A 15,299-nucleotide genomic window follows, 5' to 3' on the forward strand; every position below is an offset into this window, starting at 1 on the left:
CGGCACAAGGTTTCGCAGCACTGGTGTGACAGCGATACTGCTGCACATGACGACCGACACCGGGGAGCCGACGCTCACCATCGACGAACTGGCCGCGCGGGCCGGCATCACGGTCCGCACGGTCCGGTTCTACAGCACCAAGGGCCTGCTCCCGCCCCCGGTGATCGGTCCGCGGCGGGTCGGTCACTACGGGCCGCAGCACGTGGCGCGGCTGGCGCTGATCGAGGAGCTGCAGCATCAGGGCATGACGCTGGCGGCGATCGAGCGCTACATGGAGCAGCTGCCGGCCGACCTGAGCCATCACGACCTGGCGATCCACCGGGCGGTGGTGGCCTCCTGGGCTCCGGACACCGTGGAGACGGTGACGCCCGAGGAGCTGCGGCGCCGGGCGGGGCGGGCGCTGAGCGGGGACGAGGTCGAGCGGCTCGCCGCGATGGGCGTGGTACGGGCCGACGGGGACGCCTACCGCGTCGACTCGGGCCTGCTGCGGCTCGCCGTGCAGCTGCTGGACGTACCGCTGTCCGAGGAGGCGATCCTGGCCGCGCGCACGGTGCTGATCGAGCACTCGCGGGCGGCGGCGCACGAGCTGTCACAGCTGTTCCGGGGCGAGGTGTCGGAGCGGGCCGAGGAGGACGTGAAGTCGCTGTCCGCGCACATGCAGCCGCTGGTGGTGCAGGCGCTGCTGACGACGTTCCAGCGCTCGCTGAAGGAAGAGGTGCTGGGCTGGCTCACGGACGCGCAGGACGGCCGGCCTGCCTGACCCGCGCGGGCCCGATCACGTCCGTAGGGGTACGTCGACCAGCAGCGGGCCCGTCAAGCCGCCCGCGCCCGCGACGAGTTCGCGCAGATGATCGGCGCTGTCCGCCCGTACCGCGTCGACGCCGAAGAATCGGGCCGCCTGGGTGAAGTCGAGGTGCCCCAGGTCGGTGCCCGGGCAGGGGCCCTGGTGGCCCATCGCCTCGTAGGTCTCCTGCACGGTGCGGTAGGCGCCGTTGCTCATGACGACGAACAGGACGGGGGCGTTCTGGCGGGCCGCGCTCCACAGGCCCTGCAGGCCGAACAGGCTGGAGCCGTCGCCCAGGACGGCGACGACCGGGCGGCCGGGTTCGGCGAGGGCGCGGCCGACCGCGGCGCCGATGCCCCAGCCGAGCCCGCCGCCCACGGTGTGGGTGTAGCTGCCGGGGCGTTCGAGGCGGACGAGACGGCGGACCAACAGGCCGACGGTGATGGCCTCTTCGACGACCACGGCGTCGGGCGGGAGTCCGCGGGCCACGGCGTGGGCGGCGGCCCAGGGGGCGAGGGGGGCCGGGGAGTAGGCGGCGCGGGCGGCCGACTCGGTGCTGTCGCGTTCGGCGGTGTGCTGTTCGCCGACGCGGAGCGTGCGGGACTTGGCGGTGTGGGCGGGGACGCGCTCGCGCAGGAGTTCGGCGAGATGGTCCAGGGAGGGGGCGAGGGCGCCCACCAGCCCCGCGGCGGCCGGGAAGTTGCGGCCGATCTCGTCCGGGTCCGAGTCGAGCTGGACGACGGTGAGACCGGGCGGAAGTGCCGGACCGGGGGTGTAGGCGTGCGGGGTGAAGGCGTGCGCTCCGGCGATCAGCACGGTGTCGTACGGGGCGAGGGCGGCGCGGATGGCGTCGTGCCGGGGCGGCAGCATGCCGGCGTACAGGGGGTGCGTGGTGGGGAAGTTCAGGCAGTCGCTCATGGGTTGGTGGTGGACGACGGCTCCGCACGCCTCCGCCGTGCGGACCAGTGCGTCGAGGGCACCCTCGCGGCCGACGCCGTCCCCGGCGACGATCGCGGGGCGGGTGGCGGCGCCGAGGAGAAGGGCGGCGCGGTCCAGGCCGGCGGCCGGGGCGAGCGGTGGCGTGGGGGTGCGGGCCGGGACGTCGACCTCCATGTCCTCGGCGTACAGGTCCGTGGGGACGGACAGGAACACCGGTCCGGCGGGGGGCCGTACGGCGAGGGCGAAGGCCCGGCGGAGGGCGAGCGGGAGGTCGTGGGCGTGCTGGATGTCGTACGCCGCCTTCACGGCGGGGGTGGCGATGGCGATGACGTCGCCGGAGAGCATGGGGTCCTGCTGGAGGTGACGGCGGTCCTGCTGGCCGGCCGTCACGACGAGGGGGGTGCGGGAGCGGCGGGCGTTGAGCAGGCCGATGAGGCCGTTGGCGAGGCCCGCCGCGATGTGCAGGCTGACGAAGGCGGGGCGCCCGGTGCCGCGGGCGTAGCCGTCGGCCATGGCGACCACGGAGCCCTCGTGGACGCCGAGCACGTAATCGGGTGCGTCGGAGGTGTCCGACAGGGCTGCCAGGAACGGCAGTTCGGTGGTGCCGGGGTTGCCGAAGACGCGGTCCACGCCCTCGTCGCGCAGGATGTCCAGGACGGCGAGGGCGGGACGGTATCCCATGGGGGGCTCCTCCGGGGGGGGACCTCGGGACCGGTTCACGGATCAGGGTGCGGGGGTCGGGCGCCGGAGGCAAGGCGCCGTACGGCCAAGCTGTACGGCTTGCCCACGACGGCCCTCACCCCACGACGGCCCTCACCCCACGACGGCCCCCACCCCGTCGCCGGTCCGCCCCGTCAGGCGTCCGTGAAGCGCTCCCCCTTCTCCGCCTTCTCCACCAGCAGGGCCGGCGGGGTGAAACGCTCCCCGTAGTGGTCCGCCAGCTCCCGCGCGCGGGCGACGAAACCGGGCAGTCCGACACCTGCCCCGGCGCCGCCGTCGTATCCGTTGATGTACTGCAGGACACCGCCCGTCCAGCCGGGGAACCCGATGCCGAAGATCGACCCGATGTTGGCGTCGGCGACGGACGTCAGGACGCCCTCCTCCAGGAGCCTGACCGTGTCGAGGGCCTCGGAGAAGAGCATGCGTTCCTGCATGTCCTCGAACGGGATCTGGTGGCCCGGCTTGGTGAAGTGCTCGCGCAGGCCCGGCCACAGACCCGCGCGCTTGCCGTCGTCGCCGTAGTCGTAGAAGCCCGCTCCCCCGCTGCGGCCGGTGCGGCCGAACTCGTCGACCATGCGGTCGATGACCGCCTCGGCCGGGTGCGTGGCCCAGGTACCGCCCGCTTCCTCCACGGCCCGCTTCGACTCGTTGCGGATCTTGCGCGGGAGGGTGAGCGTGAGCTCGTCCATCAGGGACAGCACCTTGGCCGGATAGCCCGCCTGGGCCGCCGCCTGTTCCACCGACGCGGGCTCGATGCCCTCGCCGACCATCGCGACACCCTCGTTGATGAAGTGTCCGATCACACGCGAGGTGAAGAAGCCCCGGGAGTCGTTGACGACGATCGGGGTCTTTTTGATCTGGCGGACCAGGTCGAAGGCGCGGGCGATGGCCTCGTCGCCCGTGCGCTCGCCCTTGATGATCTCGACGAGCGGCATCTTGTCGACCGGCGAGAAGAAGTGCAGTCCGATGAAGTCCGTCTGGCGCTCGACGCCTTCGGCCAGCGCGGTGATGGGCAGGGTGGAGGTGTTGGAGCACAGCAGGGCGTCCGGCTCGACGATGTGCTGGATCTCCTGGAAGACCTTGTGCTTGAGTTCGGGGTTCTCGAACACGGCCTCGATCACCGCGTCGCAGCCCGCCGTGTCGGCGGGATCGGCGGTGGGGGTGATGCGGGCCAGCAGGGCGTCGGCCTTCTCCTGGGTGGTACGGCCCCGGGAGACGGCCTTGGCGCACAGCTTCTCGGAGTAGCCCTTGCCCTTGACCGCGGCCTCGAGGGAGACATCCTTCAGGACGACCTCGATGCCGGCGCGGGCGCAGGAGTAGGCGATGCCGGCGCCCATCATCCCGGCGCCGAGGACGGCGACCTTGCGGACCTGGCGCGGCTCGACGCCCTGGGGGCGGTTGGCGCCGGAGTTGACGGCCTGGAGGTCGAAGAAGAACGCCTGGATCATGTTCTTCGAGGTCTGGCCCGCGGCCAGTTCGACGAAGTAGCGGGCTTCGATGACCTGGGCGGTCTCGAAGTCGACCTGGGAGCCCTCGACGGCCGCCGCGAGGATGTTGCGCGGGGCCGGGTAGGGGGCGCCGCCCGTCTGCTTGCGCAGGCTGGCCGGGAAGGCGGGCAGGTTGGCCGCGAACTTGGGGTTGGCGGGGGTGCCGCCGGGGATGCGGTAGCCGGGCTTGTCCCAGGGCTGTTGCGACTCGGGGTGGGCGTCGATGAAGGCGCGGGCCCGGGTCAGCAACTCCTCGGGGGTGTCGACGACTTCGTCGACGAGACCCTGGGAGAGCGCGCGCCGTGGGTCGTACTGGGTGCCCTGGAGCAGCACCTTCAGGAGCGCGTCGGCGATGCCGAGGAGGCGGACCGTGCGGACGACTCCGCCGCCGCCGGGCAGCAGCCCCAGGGTGACCTCGGGGCAGCCGATCTTGGAGCCGGGCGCGTCGAGGGCGATGCGGTGGTGGCAGGCGAGGGCGATCTCGTAACCGCCGCCGAGGGCCGCGCCGTTGATCGCCGCGACGACCGGCTTGCCCAGGGTCTCGATGCGGCGCAGGTTCCGCTTGACCGCCATGCCGCCGTCGAAGAGGTCCTGCGCGGTCTCGGGCGTGACGCGGATGAGGTCGCGCAGGTCGCCGCCCGCGAAGAAGGTCTTCTTGGCGGAGGTGAGGATGATGCCGCGGATGGAGTCCTTCTCGGCCTCCAGACGGTCGGTGATCACGGCGAGGGAGTCGCGGAACGCCTGGTTCATGGTGTTCGCGGACTGGTCGGGGTCGTCGAGGACGAGGGTGACGACGCCGGTGCGGTCCTGTTCCCAGCGGATGGTGGTGGGCTCAGTGCTCATGAGGGGTGTGCTCCGTGTGATCCGTGGGAGGGGGTCAGATGCGCTCGACGACGGTGGCGATGCCCATACCGCCGCCCACGCAGAGCGTGGCGAGGCCGTAGCGCTTGTCCTGGCGCTCCAGTTCGTCGACGAGCGTGCCGAGGATCATCGCGCCGGTGGCGCCGAGCGGGTGGCCCAGCGCGATCGCGCCGCCATTGACGTTGACCTTGTCCAGCGAGAGGCCCATGTCCCTGACGAAGCGCAGGACGACGGCGGCGAAGGCCTCGTTGATCTCGACGAGGTCGATGTCGTCGATGGTCAGCCCGGCCTTGGCGAGCGCCTTGCGGGTGGCGGGCGCGGGGCCGGTGAGCATGATGGTCGGCTCGGAGCCGGAAACGGCCGCGGAGACGATCCGCGCGCGGGGGGTGAGCCCGTAGCGCTCGCCGATCTCCTCGGTGCCGATGGCGACCAGGGAGGCGCCGTCGACGATGCCGGAGGAGTTGCCGGCGTGGTGGACGTGGTCGATCCTCTCCACCCAGTGGTACTTCTGCAGCGCGACGGCGTCGAAGCCGCCGAGGTCGCCGATGTCCGCGAAGGACGGCTTCAGTTTGGCGAGGGAGTCGGCGGTGGTGCCCGGGCGCAGGTGCTCGTCGTGGTCGAGGACGGTCAGGCCGCTGCGGTCCTTCACCGGGACGACGCTGCGGTCGAAGCGGCCCTCCTTGACGGCCGTGGCCGCCCGCTCCTGGGACAGGGCCGCGTACTCGTCGACGTCCCGGCGGGAGAAGCCCTCGATGGTGGCGATCAGGTCGGCGCCGATGCCCTGCGGCACAAAGTTGACGGCCAGGTTGGTCATCGGGTCGTTGAACCAGGCGCCCCCGTCGGAGGCCATCGGCACCCTCGACATGGACTCCACGCCACCCGCCAGGACGAGATCCTCGAAGCCGGAGCGGACCTTGGCGGCGGCCATGTTCACCGCCTCCAGGCCCGACGCACAGAAGCGGTTCTCCTGCACGCCCGCCACCGTGTCCGGCAGCCCGGCGGCGATCGCGGCGATGCGGGCGATGTCGGAGCCCTGGTCGCCGACCGGGCCGACGACGCCGAGCACGATGTCGTCGATCGCGGCCGGGTCGAGGTCCGGGAAGCGGCCGCGGATCTCGTGGATCAGGCCGACGACCAGGTCGATGGGCTTGGTGCCGTGCAGGGCGCCGTTGGCCTTGCCGCGACCGCGCGGGGTGCGGATCGCGTCGTACACATACGCTTCGGTGCTCACGTGGAACGCCTTTCGAGGGTGAGGGTCAGCCCAGCAGGGAACGGCCGATGATCTCCTTCATGATCTCGGTGGTCCCGCCGTAGATGGTCTGGATACGGCCGTCGGTGAAGGCCCGGGCGACGGGGTACTCGCTCATGTAGCCGTAGCCGCCGTGCAACTGGAGGCAGCGGTCGGTGACCCGCTTCTGCAGTTCGGTCGCCCACCACTTGGCCATGGAGGCGTGCACGGCGTCGAGTTCACCGTTCGAGTGGTCCTCGATGCAGCGGTCGAGGAAGGTCCGGGTGACAGCGCACTCGGTGGCCATCTCCGCTATCTCGAACCGGACGTGCTGCTTGGTGGCGAGCGGCCGGCCGAAGGCCTCGCGCTCCTTGACGTACGCGGTGGTGATCTCCAGCAGGTGCTCGGCGGCGGCGATGGCGGAGACCGCGATGCTGAGGCGCTCCTGCGCGAGGTTCGTCATCAGGTGGCCGAAGGCGCCGTTCGGCTCGCCGAGCAGGTTCTCCTTGGGAACGCGCACGTCGTGGAAGAACAACTCGGCCGTGTCCTGCGCCTTCTGGCCGATCTTGTCGAGGTTGCGGCCCCGCTCGAAGCCCTCCGTGTCCCGCTCGACGACCAGCAGCGACAGCCCGTGCGCACCGCCCTCGGGGGTCGTCCTCGCGACGACGATCACCAGGTCGGCGAGGATCCCGTTGGAGATGAACGTCTTGGAGCCGTTGAGCACCCAGTGGTCGCCGCGGTCCTCCGCGTGCGTGCGGATGCCCTGGAGGTCGGAGCCGGCGCCGGGCTCGGTCATGGCGATCGCGGTGATCAGCGTGCCGTCGCAGAAACCGGGCAGCCAGCGTGCCTTCTGCTCCTCGGTGGCGAGCGAGGTCAGGTAGGGGCCGATGATGTCGTTGTGCAGGCCGAGGGCGAGCCCGGGTGTGCCCGCGCGGGTGAACTCCTCCGCCAGGACGGCGCTGTAGCGGAAGTCGGCGGTGCCTCCGCCACCGTACTCCTCGGGCACGGCGAGCCCGAGCAGCCCCTGCTTGCCGGCCGCCCGCCAGGCCTCACGGGAGACGATGCCGTCCTTCTCCCACTGCGCGTAGTGGGGCAGCACCTCTCTCGCCAGGAAGGCGCGCACGGTCTCGCGGAACGCGTCGTGCTCGGGGGCGAAGATCAGCCGCTTCATGCGGGGCCCTTCAGGAGGTCCGGTACGTCCCAGTCGCGCGCCACGTCGGCGGTGTCCGCGCCGGGCCGGGCGGGGTCGGTGCGCACGGCCGTCGGGGTCGCGGAGAAGCGGGGCGCGGGCGCCGGCTGGGTGATGCCGCCGTGGTCGGTGAAGGTGCCGCGGGCGGCCAGATGGGGGTGGCCGGGGGCCTCGCGCAGCGACAGTACGGGCGCCACGCACGCGTCGGTGCCCTGGAACAGGGCCGTCCACTCGTCGCGCGTACGGGACTTGAAGCGGGCCGCGACCGCCTCGCGCAGCTCGCCCCAGCGGGTCCAGTCCTTGCGGTCGCCGGCGTGCTCGGGAAGGCCGAGCAGGGTCACGAACTCCTGGTAGAACTGGGGTTCCAGGGCGCCGACCGCCATGTACCCGCCGTCGGCCGTCTCGTAGGTGCCGTAGTACGGGCAGCCGCCGTCCAGGAGGTTGGCGCCGCGCCGGTCCTGCCAGCCGCCGGCGGCGAGCATGCCGTGGAGCATCGCGGAGAGGTGGGAGGTGCCGTCGACGATGGCGGCGTCGACGACCTGGCCGGTACCGCCCGCGCGCGCGTGGTGGAGGGCGGCGAGGACGCCGACGACCAGGTAGAGGGAGCCGCCCGCGTAGTCGCCGAGGAGGTTGGCGGGGACGGCCGGGGGCCGGTCCGGTTCGCCGATCAGGCCGAGGGTGCCGGTGAGGGCGATGTAGGCGATGTCGTGGCCGGCGCGCGGGGCGAGCGGGCCGTCCTGGCCCCAGCCGGTCATGCGGCCGTAGACGAGCCCCGGGTTGCGGGCGTGGCAGGCCTCGGGACCCACGCCGAGGCGCTCCGCCACGCCCGGGCGGTAGCCCTCGACGAGGATGTCGGCACGTTCGACCAGGTCGAGGACGCGCGCTGGGCCGTCCGGGGCCTTCAGGTCGACGATCACCGAGCGTTTGTTGCGGTTGGTGACGTCGAATTCGGGTTTGATCGCGAGGCCCACGCCGCCGGGGCGGTCGACGCGCACGACGTCGGCGCCCAGGTCGGCGAGGAGCATGGCGGCGAACGGGCCCGGCCCGATGCCGGCCAGCTCGACCACGCGCACGCCGGCGAGCGGGCCCTGCCCGGGCGGCGTCCCTGCCGTTGCCATCCAGCCCCCAGCGCTGTGACACAACTGATGTAACACCAGTGATGCTAAGAACACGTTCCACTGAACACAAGACCTGGGCGAGCAAGCGCTTAGCCAATTGTCGGGGTCCGCGTCGGCTCCGCCGTCTCCTCACGCTAGCCTCGGCCACCGACAACGGCGCGTGGTGCGGACCGAGGAGTGTCATGAGCAGGCTGAACGGGACGGACCGTCCGTACGACATCGTGCTCTTCGGAGCCACGGGCTTCGTGGGGACGCTGACCGCGGAGTATCTCGCCGCGCACGCCCCCGAGGGACTGCGCTGGGCGATCGCGGGACGCAGCGAGCGGAAGCTGGAGCAGCTGCGCGAACGGCTGCCCGCCGCAGAGAAGGTCGGGCTGCTGCGCGCGGACGTGGCCGAGCCGGACTCGGTGCGCGAACTCGCCGAGCACGCGCGCGTGGTGGCCACGACCGTGGGGCCGTACACGAGCTACGGCGAGGACCTCGTCGCCGCCTGCGCGGACACCGGCGCCGACTACCTGGACCTGACCGGTGAGCCGGAGTTCGTGGACCTGACCTACGTCCGGCACGACGCACGCGCGCGGGAGACCGGCGCCCGGCTGGTGCACGCCTGCGGATTCGACTCGATCCCGCACGACCTGGGCGCCTACTTCACCGTCCGGCAGCTGCCGGAGGGGGTCCCACTGACGGTCGACGGGTTCGTCACCGCCGACGCCACCTTCTCGGGCGGCACGTTCGCGTCCGCGCTGAACCAGTTCTCCCGGCTGCGGCCGATGCTGGCCGCCGAACGGGACCGGCGGCGGCACGAACCGCGCCTGGTGGGCCGGCGGGCGGCGGCGCCGACGGGGGCGCCGCGGTTCGCGAAGGAGATCGGCGCGTGGGCGCTGCCGCTGCCGACGATCGACCCGCAGATCGTGCACCGGTCGGCGAAGGCGCTCGACCGCTACGGTCCTGACTTCCGCTACCGCCACTACGCGGCCGTACGGCGTCTGCCGGTGGCGCTGGGCGGGGTGGCGGCGATGGGCGCGCTGGTCACGGCGGCCCAACTGCCCCCCGCCCGGCGCTGGTTGTCCGACCGGGTCAAGCCGGGGGACGGACCGAGCGCGGAGAAGCGCGCCAAGAGCTGGTTCTCGGTGCGTTTCGTGGGCGAGGGCGGCGGCCGGCGGGTGTTCACGGAGGTCGCGGGCGGCGATCCCGGGTACGACGAGACGGCGAAGATGTTCGCCGAGTCGGCGCTGGCCCTGGCCCTCGACGACCTTCCGGAGACGGCCGGCCAGGTCACCACGGCGGTCGCGATGGGCGACGCCCTGACCGAGCGGCTGCTCCGGGCCGGCCTCACCTTCCGGGTCGCCGCGAGCCGCTGACGGGCCCTACAGCGACCAACCGGCCACGGTGTAGATCATCCCGCAGATCCACCCCAGCCCCGCCAGCACGGCGAGGACCAGCGCGAGGTTCACGGCCCGCTCGACGGGACGGTTCGGGTCGGCGAGGGGCCGGGGCTTGGCGGCCCGGGCACGGTGCGTCGTCATGCGGCCAAGCCTGCCGAGCGGGCATGTGCGCCCACATCCGTACGGATACTCAGTCCGGGTACTCAGTCGGCGGCCGCTCCCCCAGGGCGTCGACGATCCGCTCCCTCGCCTCGGCGTCCTCGGTGATGGTGGCGAAGCGCCAGGCCAGCGGGCCGATCTGCCATCCCGCGTGGTGGTCGAAGTACGGCGGCGGCCCGGCCACGTTGTGGGCGAGCTTGCCCACCACTTCCGCGAGCCGGAACAGGATCCGCTCCCTCTCGGCGGGCTGCTCGCTGTCGAGCGGCCTGCTCCCTCGCACCAGTTCGAACACCTCGCGCCCCCGGTGCCACCGGTCGCGCTCGCCGGCCAGTTCCAGGGCGGCCCGTATGCCCGGTTCCGGGTCAGGGCCGGCCGCCGCCGCGAGCACCCGGCCCGCCCAGGTCACCGGGTCGCGCCGGCTTTCGAACAAGGCGCGCCCCCAGGACCGGGTGGGATCGGCCGCCGCCGCGTCCGCGACCGGCTGGGCCGGCGAGATCGCCTCCCGCAGGGCCCGGCGGCACAGGGTGTCCGCTCTGCGGGTCGTTTCCGGGAGGCGGTAGGTGGGGGTCAGGGCGAGGACGTGGGCGCAGGCGTTGTCGAGGGTGGCGCGGTGGCCCACGGAGACGAAGACCGGCTTGACGGACTCCCGGGTGCGCAGGGCGCGGCCGACCTCCTCCGTGCCCGCGAGGAGCGGGGAGGCGCTGCCGCGCGGGGCGGGCGGGTCGTCGTAGGCGAAGGTGAACGGGTTCTTCGCGACGCCGATGGCGGGCAGGCCGGTCAGGACCCCGAGGTGGCTGGCGAGGCCGAAGCGGCGGGGGTGGGCCAGGCCGTAGCCGTCGCAGACGACCAGGCCGGGCTCGCACGGCAGGCTTTCCAGGGCGGAGAGGACCGTGGGGAGCTCGCGGAAGGCGAGCAGGCCGGGGACGTACGGGAAGGAGACGCGGCCGACCGCGGTGGACTCGGCGACCACGTCGAGGGTCGCAGCGTCCAGGACCACCGCGGCGGCCGCCACGAGATCCAGCTCGTCGTCGTAGGCCACGTCGACGCCGGTCACCCGCCCCGTACCGGGCGGCGGCCCGGTCTCGTCCAGCACCACCCGCGCCCGCAACTCGTCCTGCACGGCACGGGCCTGGTCCTCGGTCGCGGGCCAGCCCGCGGGAGCGCGTACGGTCGTCATGATGGGACCGAGCCTACGGGCCCGTGCCAAAGCTGCGTAGGCTCGCGATCATGTTCGTACTGGAACTCACCTACACCGCCCCGCTCGACGCCGTGGACGCCCTGCTTCCGGCCCATGTCGCCTGGCTGGACGAGCAGTTCGGCAAGGGCGTCTTCCTCTTGGCCGGGCGCAGGAACCCCCGCGACGGTGGGATCATCCTCGCCCTCGCCGAGGACCGGGCCCAGGCCGAGGAGATCGCCGCCGGCGACCCGTTCGCCACCGGCGGCGTGTGCGCGTACCGCGTCACCGAGTTCGACGCGACGAGGACGGCCCCGGCCCTGGAGCGGTTCCGCGAGACCGAGGGCTGAATCGCGCGGCTCAGCCCTTCTTCGAGTTCAGCGCGCGCTGCAGCTGGTCCTTGTTCATGTTCGAACGGCCTTCGATACCGCGCTGCTTGGCCTCGTTGTAGAGCTGGTCCCGGGTCGGCCCCTGGGAGCCGGTCCGGTTGCCCGACCGCTGACCGCCGCGCCTGCTGGAGGACATGTCCTTCGTCGAGCTGCGGCTGGCGGTCTCCGACTCACCGGACCGGGCGCGTTCCTTGTTGACCGTGCGGGCCGCGATCTCCTTGGCGCGTCCGGTGCTCTCGCCACGGTCCTCGGCGCTCTCCTTGATGTGCTCGTACTGACGTTCACGCTTGGGGCTGGAACCTGCGGGCATCGTCGCTCACTCCTTTCGCAGTCGGCGACCGGGTACCCGGATTCCGGCACGTCACCGCTGCAGACGTGCCACCCGCCCCTGCTCCCCCGCCGCCCAGCAGCCATGACCGGCGCAGTCCACGGTGTCGTAAGAGCCCGTGTCGACCGTCCGCCAGGTGCGGCCGCCGTCGGTGGTGAGGTCGGTTCCGGTGGGGCCGACGGCGAGGGCGGCGGTGCGGCTGTGCGGGAGCCAGGCCACGCCGGAGCGGTAGGCGGGCGGCGGCCGGTCGGCCGGCTGCCAGGTGCGGCCGGCGTCGCCGGTGCGGGCCGCGGCCTGCGGAGAGGCCTGGTCGGGGCGGTAGTCGCCGCCGACCACGAGGCCGTGGACGCGGTCACGGAAGGCCAGCGCGAAGACGCCCTTGGCGGGGTCGCCGGCCGGGATCGGCGTGTCGGCGGCCGTCCAGGTCAGTCCGCGGTCACGGGAGTGCAGCACACGCGCGCGTGCCCCGCCTCCGGTGGCCAGCCACACGTCCGACGGTCCGGAGGCGACCAGGCACTGTCCGCTCGCCGCGAAGCCCGCCTCGCCGTCGAGGGCGGCCGGCATGCCCTTGCCGGGGAGCACCTTCCAGGAGCGGCCGCCGTCGCTCGTCGACAGGATGCGGAACCGGCCGTCCACCGGGTCGCTCATCGCGAGGCCGTGACGGGAGTCGAAGAAGGTGAGGCAGTCGTAGAAGGCCGCCGCGTCGGAGTTGCGGAAGGACTCGGTCCAGGTCGCGCCGCCGTCGTCGGTGCGGTAGACGCGGGACGCCTCGCCCTCGCCGATGGCCAGCACCACGGCCCGGCGTGCGTCGAAGGCCTCGATGTCGCGGAACTGCAGGTCCGAGGCGCCGGGCGGGGAGACGTCGCGCCAGCTCGCCCCGCCGTCGGTGGTGCGCAGCACGGTGCCCCCGGTTCCCGCCACCCACGCGGTGTCCCGGCCCACGGCCGACAGCCCGCGGAAGCGAACGTCCGGCTTGCCGGTGTCCTTGAGTTCCCAGTGCGGTGCCCGGTGTCCCGGCTCGTGCGCCTGCGCCGGTACGGCGGTCAGGGCCGCCAGTGCCGCCGAGCACACGGCCACCACCGCCATCGCCCGAACCGTCCGTCTCGTCCCTCGTGTCTTCCCCGAGCGCCTCATGGCGGGCGAAGCTAGCCGACCGGCCGGACGGCGTCCAGAGGGCCGCGCGGGTCACAAGTGCCCACCGGGGCACGGGAGGTGGGACTCGTCACTTCTGTGAATGAACGCGGTGACGGAGGTCACTCGACATTCCTGTGCACGGATCGGCCGGTTCCGGCGTCTCTAGCAGTGCCCGGTCCGATCACTCCGCCAGGCCCGTCCAGCCGCAGCAAGGGAGCAAGGCGTTGTCCACTGTCATCGATCAGCCCGTCGAGGCCCGCCTCGTGGCCGCCGCGCCGCGTATGCCGAGCATCCCGGCCACCCTGCACTACGACCGCCGCGACCCGTTCGCGGTCAGAATGACCTTCCCGGCGCCTGCCACGCTGGAGGGCGTGGAGGTCTGCTGGACCTTCTCGCGCGAACTTCTTTCGGCAGGCCTCGAGGAGCCGGAGGGGCACGGCGACGTCCGGGTACGGCCGTACGGGTACGACCGCACCGTCCTGGAGTTCCACGCCCCCGAGGGCACGGCCGTGGTACATGTGCGCTCGGAGGAGGTACGGCGCTTCCTCGGCGCGGCGAACGAGCTGGTACCCGTCGGCCTGGAGCACCTGCAGCTGGACCTGGACAACGGCCTGGCGGAGCTGATGCGGGACGCCTGAGCGTCAACACGCCCCGCCCAGCAGGGTGTTGAGCTCGCCGTAGTCCAGCCCGCCGGCCAGTGACCCGTAGGTCCCCGCCGTCAGCAGTTCCCGCGCGGCAGCACGCACCAGGGCATGGACGGCCTGGGCGATGGCGGAGCCGGTGCTCACACGGGCGACGCCCAGGGCGGCCAGCTCCGGGACGGACGGCGCGCCCGGGCCGGCCATCACGTTCAGCGGTCCGTCGACGCCGTCGACGAGGAGCTCCACCGTCCCCGGGTCGACCGCTCCAGGGACGAAGACCCCGTCGGCTCCCGCGGCCAGGAAGGCCTCGGCGCGTTCGAGGGTGGGGGCCACTTCCGCGGGACCCCGGAGGTAGGTGTCGATCCGGGCGTTGATGAACAGGGGCAGGCCCGCCTCGTCGGCGGCCGTGCGGGCTGCGGCGATCCGCTCCGCCTGCTCGGCGACGGGACGCAACGCCGGTGCTCCCGGCTCGTGGAGCGCGTCCTCGATGTTCACGCCGACCGCGCCCGCCTCGATGACCGCGCGGATGGTGTCGGCGACGCCCGCCGGGTCCTTGGCATAGCCGCTCTCGATGTCCGCGCTGACCGGCACGTCCACCGCGGCCGTGATGCGGGCGACGGCGGCGAGGGCGGTGTCACGGTCCAGCAGGTCGCCGTCGGCGAAGCCCAGGGCCCAGGCCAGGCCCGCGCTGGTGGTCGCTACGGCCGCGGCACCGGCGTCCGCGACGATGAGGGCGCTCGGGGTGCCCCAGGCGTTCGGCAGGACCAGCGGATCACCGGGGACGTGCAGGGCACGGAAGGCGAGGGCGCGGTCGCGCCGAGTCGTCGTCATGCGCCTCAGCCAACCAGCCGTCGCAGGGCGGGGGCTGGCAGGAATCCGACATCAATGCGGCACGGTCGCGAGGGCCGAGCACAGCTCACTCAGGACCCCGCTCACCCCTGTTCGTCCGATCAGTTCCTCGACCCGATCCTTGTGACGCTCTCGGTCCCCGTCCGGCAGCAGCGCGGGCAGCCCTGCCGCGACCGCCAGGGCCACGGCGGCCGCCTCCTCCTCCGAGACCTCCGCGACCGGCGGCGTCCGCTCCAGAAGGCCTCGCGCCTCCTGCCGCAGCGACTCCACGACGTCGGTGCGTTCCAGTACGTGATCCACACTCGGGAAGACTCCGAGGACCCGTTTACGCTCCGCCCGCAGACAGCCGTCGGCGGTCAGCTGCTCGCGTACCGCGTCGGACGTCACGCGCGCGTGCAGCGTCACCCAGGTCCGCCACCGGTGCGGCAGGGACTCGCGGACGAGTTCCAGGAGACCGTCGAGGACCGGGTCCGCGGTGAGGCTGTCCATGTCGGCCGGGGTGACGATGCCGTCCTCGTCGGTGAGCAGGCCACGCCGGGCCAGTTCGGTGAGGGCCCCGGCCCGCACCAGATGGGCGGTGCCCATGGCCTCGGGCATGGAGTCCCAGGCCAGCAGGCACAGCCGGGCGGGGAGCGAGAGCGAACCGTGCGGCACGAGGTCTCCTTGGTGCGGTGCGATCGGCGGGGCGATCCGGGGGTCACGTTAATTCGTTGACGGCGCTCAGCGGCGCTCGTACGGTGTATGACGGTTCTGTTGCCGTCGATCGGAGAAGGACGTTGCTCCTCTGAGGTCCTGAGACACCGTGTCACCCACCACTGGTGTGTGCCGTGTGCGACCTCGGCAGGTGAGCCGTCCCCGGCGGAGCAGGGCTTTTTTCATGCCCCCTTCCTCGCAGGGCTCTTTCGGCCGTCCGT

At 72.7% G+C, this 15,299-nt stretch carries 14 protein-coding genes and 1 pseudogene; 4 read left to right on the top strand and 11 right to left on the bottom strand.

Annotated elements, in window-relative coordinates; translation table 11 throughout:
* Nucleotides 1-46 precede the first annotated feature (46 nt).
* The gene (locus tag ABZ453_RS41145; protein ID WP_165954744.1) at nucleotides 47-760 is read left to right on the top strand and encodes a MerR family transcriptional regulator; all 714 of its coding nucleotides are present in this window, start codon (nucleotides 47-49) and stop codon (nucleotides 758-760) included.
* A 15-nt stretch (nucleotides 761-775) separates the two neighbouring features.
* Here the strand turns inward: ABZ453_RS41145 and ABZ453_RS41150 are convergent, their stop codons facing one another.
* The 5 genes from ABZ453_RS41150 to ABZ453_RS41170 all read right to left on the bottom strand — a co-directional run bounded on the left by ABZ453_RS41150 (nucleotide 776) and on the right by ABZ453_RS41170 (nucleotide 8,326).
* Nucleotides 776-2,404: a thiamine pyrophosphate-binding protein gene (locus ABZ453_RS41150; RefSeq protein WP_359023581.1), complete on the bottom strand. Its 1,629-nt coding sequence runs from the start codon at nucleotides 2,402-2,404 to the stop codon at nucleotides 776-778.
* A gap of 173 nt (nucleotides 2,405-2,577) precedes the next feature.
* Nucleotides 2,578-4,773 (bottom strand): 3-hydroxyacyl-CoA dehydrogenase NAD-binding domain-containing protein, encoded by a 2,196-nt coding sequence (locus tag ABZ453_RS41155; RefSeq protein ID WP_359023582.1) that lies wholly within the window; start codon nucleotides 4,771-4,773, stop codon nucleotides 2,578-2,580.
* 34 nt (nucleotides 4,774-4,807) lie between these two features.
* On the bottom strand, nucleotides 4,808-6,022 hold the full coding sequence (locus tag ABZ453_RS41160; protein ID WP_359023584.1) for an acetyl-CoA C-acetyltransferase: 1,215 nt from the start codon (nucleotides 6,020-6,022) through the stop codon (nucleotides 4,808-4,810).
* 25 nt (nucleotides 6,023-6,047) lie between these two features.
* The gene (locus tag ABZ453_RS41165; RefSeq protein ID WP_359023586.1) at nucleotides 6,048-7,190 is read right to left on the bottom strand and encodes an acyl-CoA dehydrogenase family protein; all 1,143 of its coding nucleotides are present in this window, start codon (nucleotides 7,188-7,190) and stop codon (nucleotides 6,048-6,050) included.
* Complete coding sequence (locus ABZ453_RS41170; protein ID WP_359023588.1) at nucleotides 7,187-8,326, bottom strand: CaiB/BaiF CoA-transferase family protein; 1,140 nt, start codon at nucleotides 8,324-8,326, stop codon at nucleotides 7,187-7,189. Before ABZ453_RS41170 ends, ABZ453_RS41165 begins: the two co-directional genes overlap by 4 nt.
* Before the next feature lie 182 nt (nucleotides 8,327-8,508).
* Here ABZ453_RS41170 and ABZ453_RS41175 point away from each other — a divergent pair, with 182 nt between their 5' ends.
* Nucleotides 8,509-9,687, top strand: a complete 1,179-nt coding sequence (locus tag ABZ453_RS41175) for a saccharopine dehydrogenase NADP-binding domain-containing protein (protein ID WP_359023590.1) — start codon at nucleotides 8,509-8,511, stop codon at nucleotides 9,685-9,687.
* Nucleotides 9,688-9,693: 6 nt separating this feature from the next.
* Here ABZ453_RS41175 and ABZ453_RS41180 read toward each other — a convergent pair whose 3' ends face one another.
* Together ABZ453_RS41180 and ABZ453_RS41185 are read right to left on the bottom strand one after the other, a co-directional pair.
* Complete coding sequence (locus ABZ453_RS41180; protein ID WP_356772750.1) at nucleotides 9,694-9,852, bottom strand: hypothetical protein; 159 nt, start codon at nucleotides 9,850-9,852, stop codon at nucleotides 9,694-9,696.
* 514 nt (nucleotides 9,853-10,366) lie between these two features.
* Nucleotides 10,367-11,047 (bottom strand): annotated as a pseudogene (locus ABZ453_RS41185) (endonuclease V); the annotation flags it as partial.
* A 50-nt stretch (nucleotides 11,048-11,097) separates the two neighbouring features.
* Between ABZ453_RS41185 and ABZ453_RS41190 the strand changes: the two are divergent.
* Nucleotides 11,098-11,394: a YciI family protein gene (locus ABZ453_RS41190; protein WP_359023593.1), complete on the top strand. Its 297-nt coding sequence runs from the start codon at nucleotides 11,098-11,100 to the stop codon at nucleotides 11,392-11,394.
* A 10-nt stretch (nucleotides 11,395-11,404) separates the two neighbouring features.
* Here the strand turns inward: ABZ453_RS41190 and ABZ453_RS41195 are convergent, their stop codons facing one another.
* Both ABZ453_RS41195 and ABZ453_RS41200 read right to left on the bottom strand, forming a co-directional pair.
* Entirely contained in the window at nucleotides 11,405-11,743 is a 339-nt protein-coding gene (locus ABZ453_RS41195) for a plasmid stabilization protein (RefSeq protein ID WP_359023595.1), read from the bottom strand.
* A gap of 51 nt (nucleotides 11,744-11,794) precedes the next feature.
* On the bottom strand, nucleotides 11,795-12,847 hold the full coding sequence (locus tag ABZ453_RS41200; protein WP_359023597.1) for an oxidoreductase: 1,053 nt from the start codon (nucleotides 12,845-12,847) through the stop codon (nucleotides 11,795-11,797).
* Nucleotides 12,848-13,119: 272 nt separating this feature from the next.
* On the opposite strand from ABZ453_RS41200, the gene ABZ453_RS41205 reads away from it, so the two are divergent.
* Nucleotides 13,120-13,533 (top strand): SsgA family sporulation/cell division regulator, encoded by a 414-nt coding sequence (locus ABZ453_RS41205; protein WP_356772742.1) that lies wholly within the window; start codon nucleotides 13,120-13,122, stop codon nucleotides 13,531-13,533.
* Between the two features lie 3 nt (nucleotides 13,534-13,536).
* Here ABZ453_RS41205 and ABZ453_RS41210 read toward each other — a convergent pair whose 3' ends face one another.
* Entirely contained in the window at nucleotides 13,537-14,367 is an 831-nt protein-coding gene (locus ABZ453_RS41210; protein WP_359023599.1) for an isocitrate lyase/phosphoenolpyruvate mutase family protein, read from the bottom strand.
* 51 nt (nucleotides 14,368-14,418) lie between these two features.
* The gene (locus tag ABZ453_RS41215) at nucleotides 14,419-15,039 is read right to left on the bottom strand and encodes a GPP34 family phosphoprotein (RefSeq protein WP_359023601.1); all 621 of its coding nucleotides are present in this window, start codon (nucleotides 15,037-15,039) and stop codon (nucleotides 14,419-14,421) included.
* Between the last annotated feature and the right edge of the window lie 260 nt (nucleotides 15,040-15,299).

The sequence above is a fragment of the Streptomyces sp. NPDC005799 genome, from assembly GCF_040630525.1.
In the GTDB taxonomy this organism is placed as follows: Bacteria; Actinomycetota; Actinomycetes; order Streptomycetales; family Streptomycetaceae; genus Streptomyces; species Streptomyces griseorubiginosus_B.

Excerpts from the sequence above, each read along its gene's own strand:
- ABZ453_RS41150 (WP_359023581.1), bottom strand. The coding sequence starts at position 2,404 with ATGGGATACCGTCCCGCCCTCGCCGTCCTGGACATCCTGCGCGACGAG.
- ABZ453_RS41155 (WP_359023582.1), bottom strand. The coding sequence starts at position 4,773 with ATGAGCACTGAGCCCACCACCATCCGCTGGGAACAGGACCGCACCGGC.
- ABZ453_RS41200 (WP_359023597.1), bottom strand. The coding sequence starts at position 12,847 with ATGGCGGTGGTGGCCGTGTGCTCGGCGGCACTGGCGGCCCTGACCGCC.
- ABZ453_RS41180 (WP_356772750.1), bottom strand. The coding sequence starts at position 9,852 with ATGACGACGCACCGTGCCCGGGCCGCCAAGCCCCGGCCCCTCGCCGAC.
- ABZ453_RS41190 (WP_359023593.1), top strand. The coding sequence starts at position 11,098 with ATGTTCGTACTGGAACTCACCTACACCGCCCCGCTCGACGCCGTGGAC.
- ABZ453_RS41170 (WP_359023588.1), bottom strand. The coding sequence starts at position 8,326 with ATGGCAACGGCAGGGACGCCGCCCGGGCAGGGCCCGCTCGCCGGCGTG.
- ABZ453_RS41145 (WP_165954744.1), top strand. The coding sequence starts at position 47 with ATGACGACCGACACCGGGGAGCCGACGCTCACCATCGACGAACTGGCC.
- ABZ453_RS41195 (WP_359023595.1), bottom strand. The coding sequence starts at position 11,743 with ATGCCCGCAGGTTCCAGCCCCAAGCGTGAACGTCAGTACGAGCACATC.
- ABZ453_RS41210 (WP_359023599.1), bottom strand. The coding sequence starts at position 14,367 with ATGACGACGACTCGGCGCGACCGCGCCCTCGCCTTCCGTGCCCTGCAC.
- ABZ453_RS41175 (WP_359023590.1), top strand. The coding sequence starts at position 8,509 with ATGAGCAGGCTGAACGGGACGGACCGTCCGTACGACATCGTGCTCTTC.
- ABZ453_RS41165 (WP_359023586.1), bottom strand. The coding sequence starts at position 7,190 with ATGAAGCGGCTGATCTTCGCCCCCGAGCACGACGCGTTCCGCGAGACC.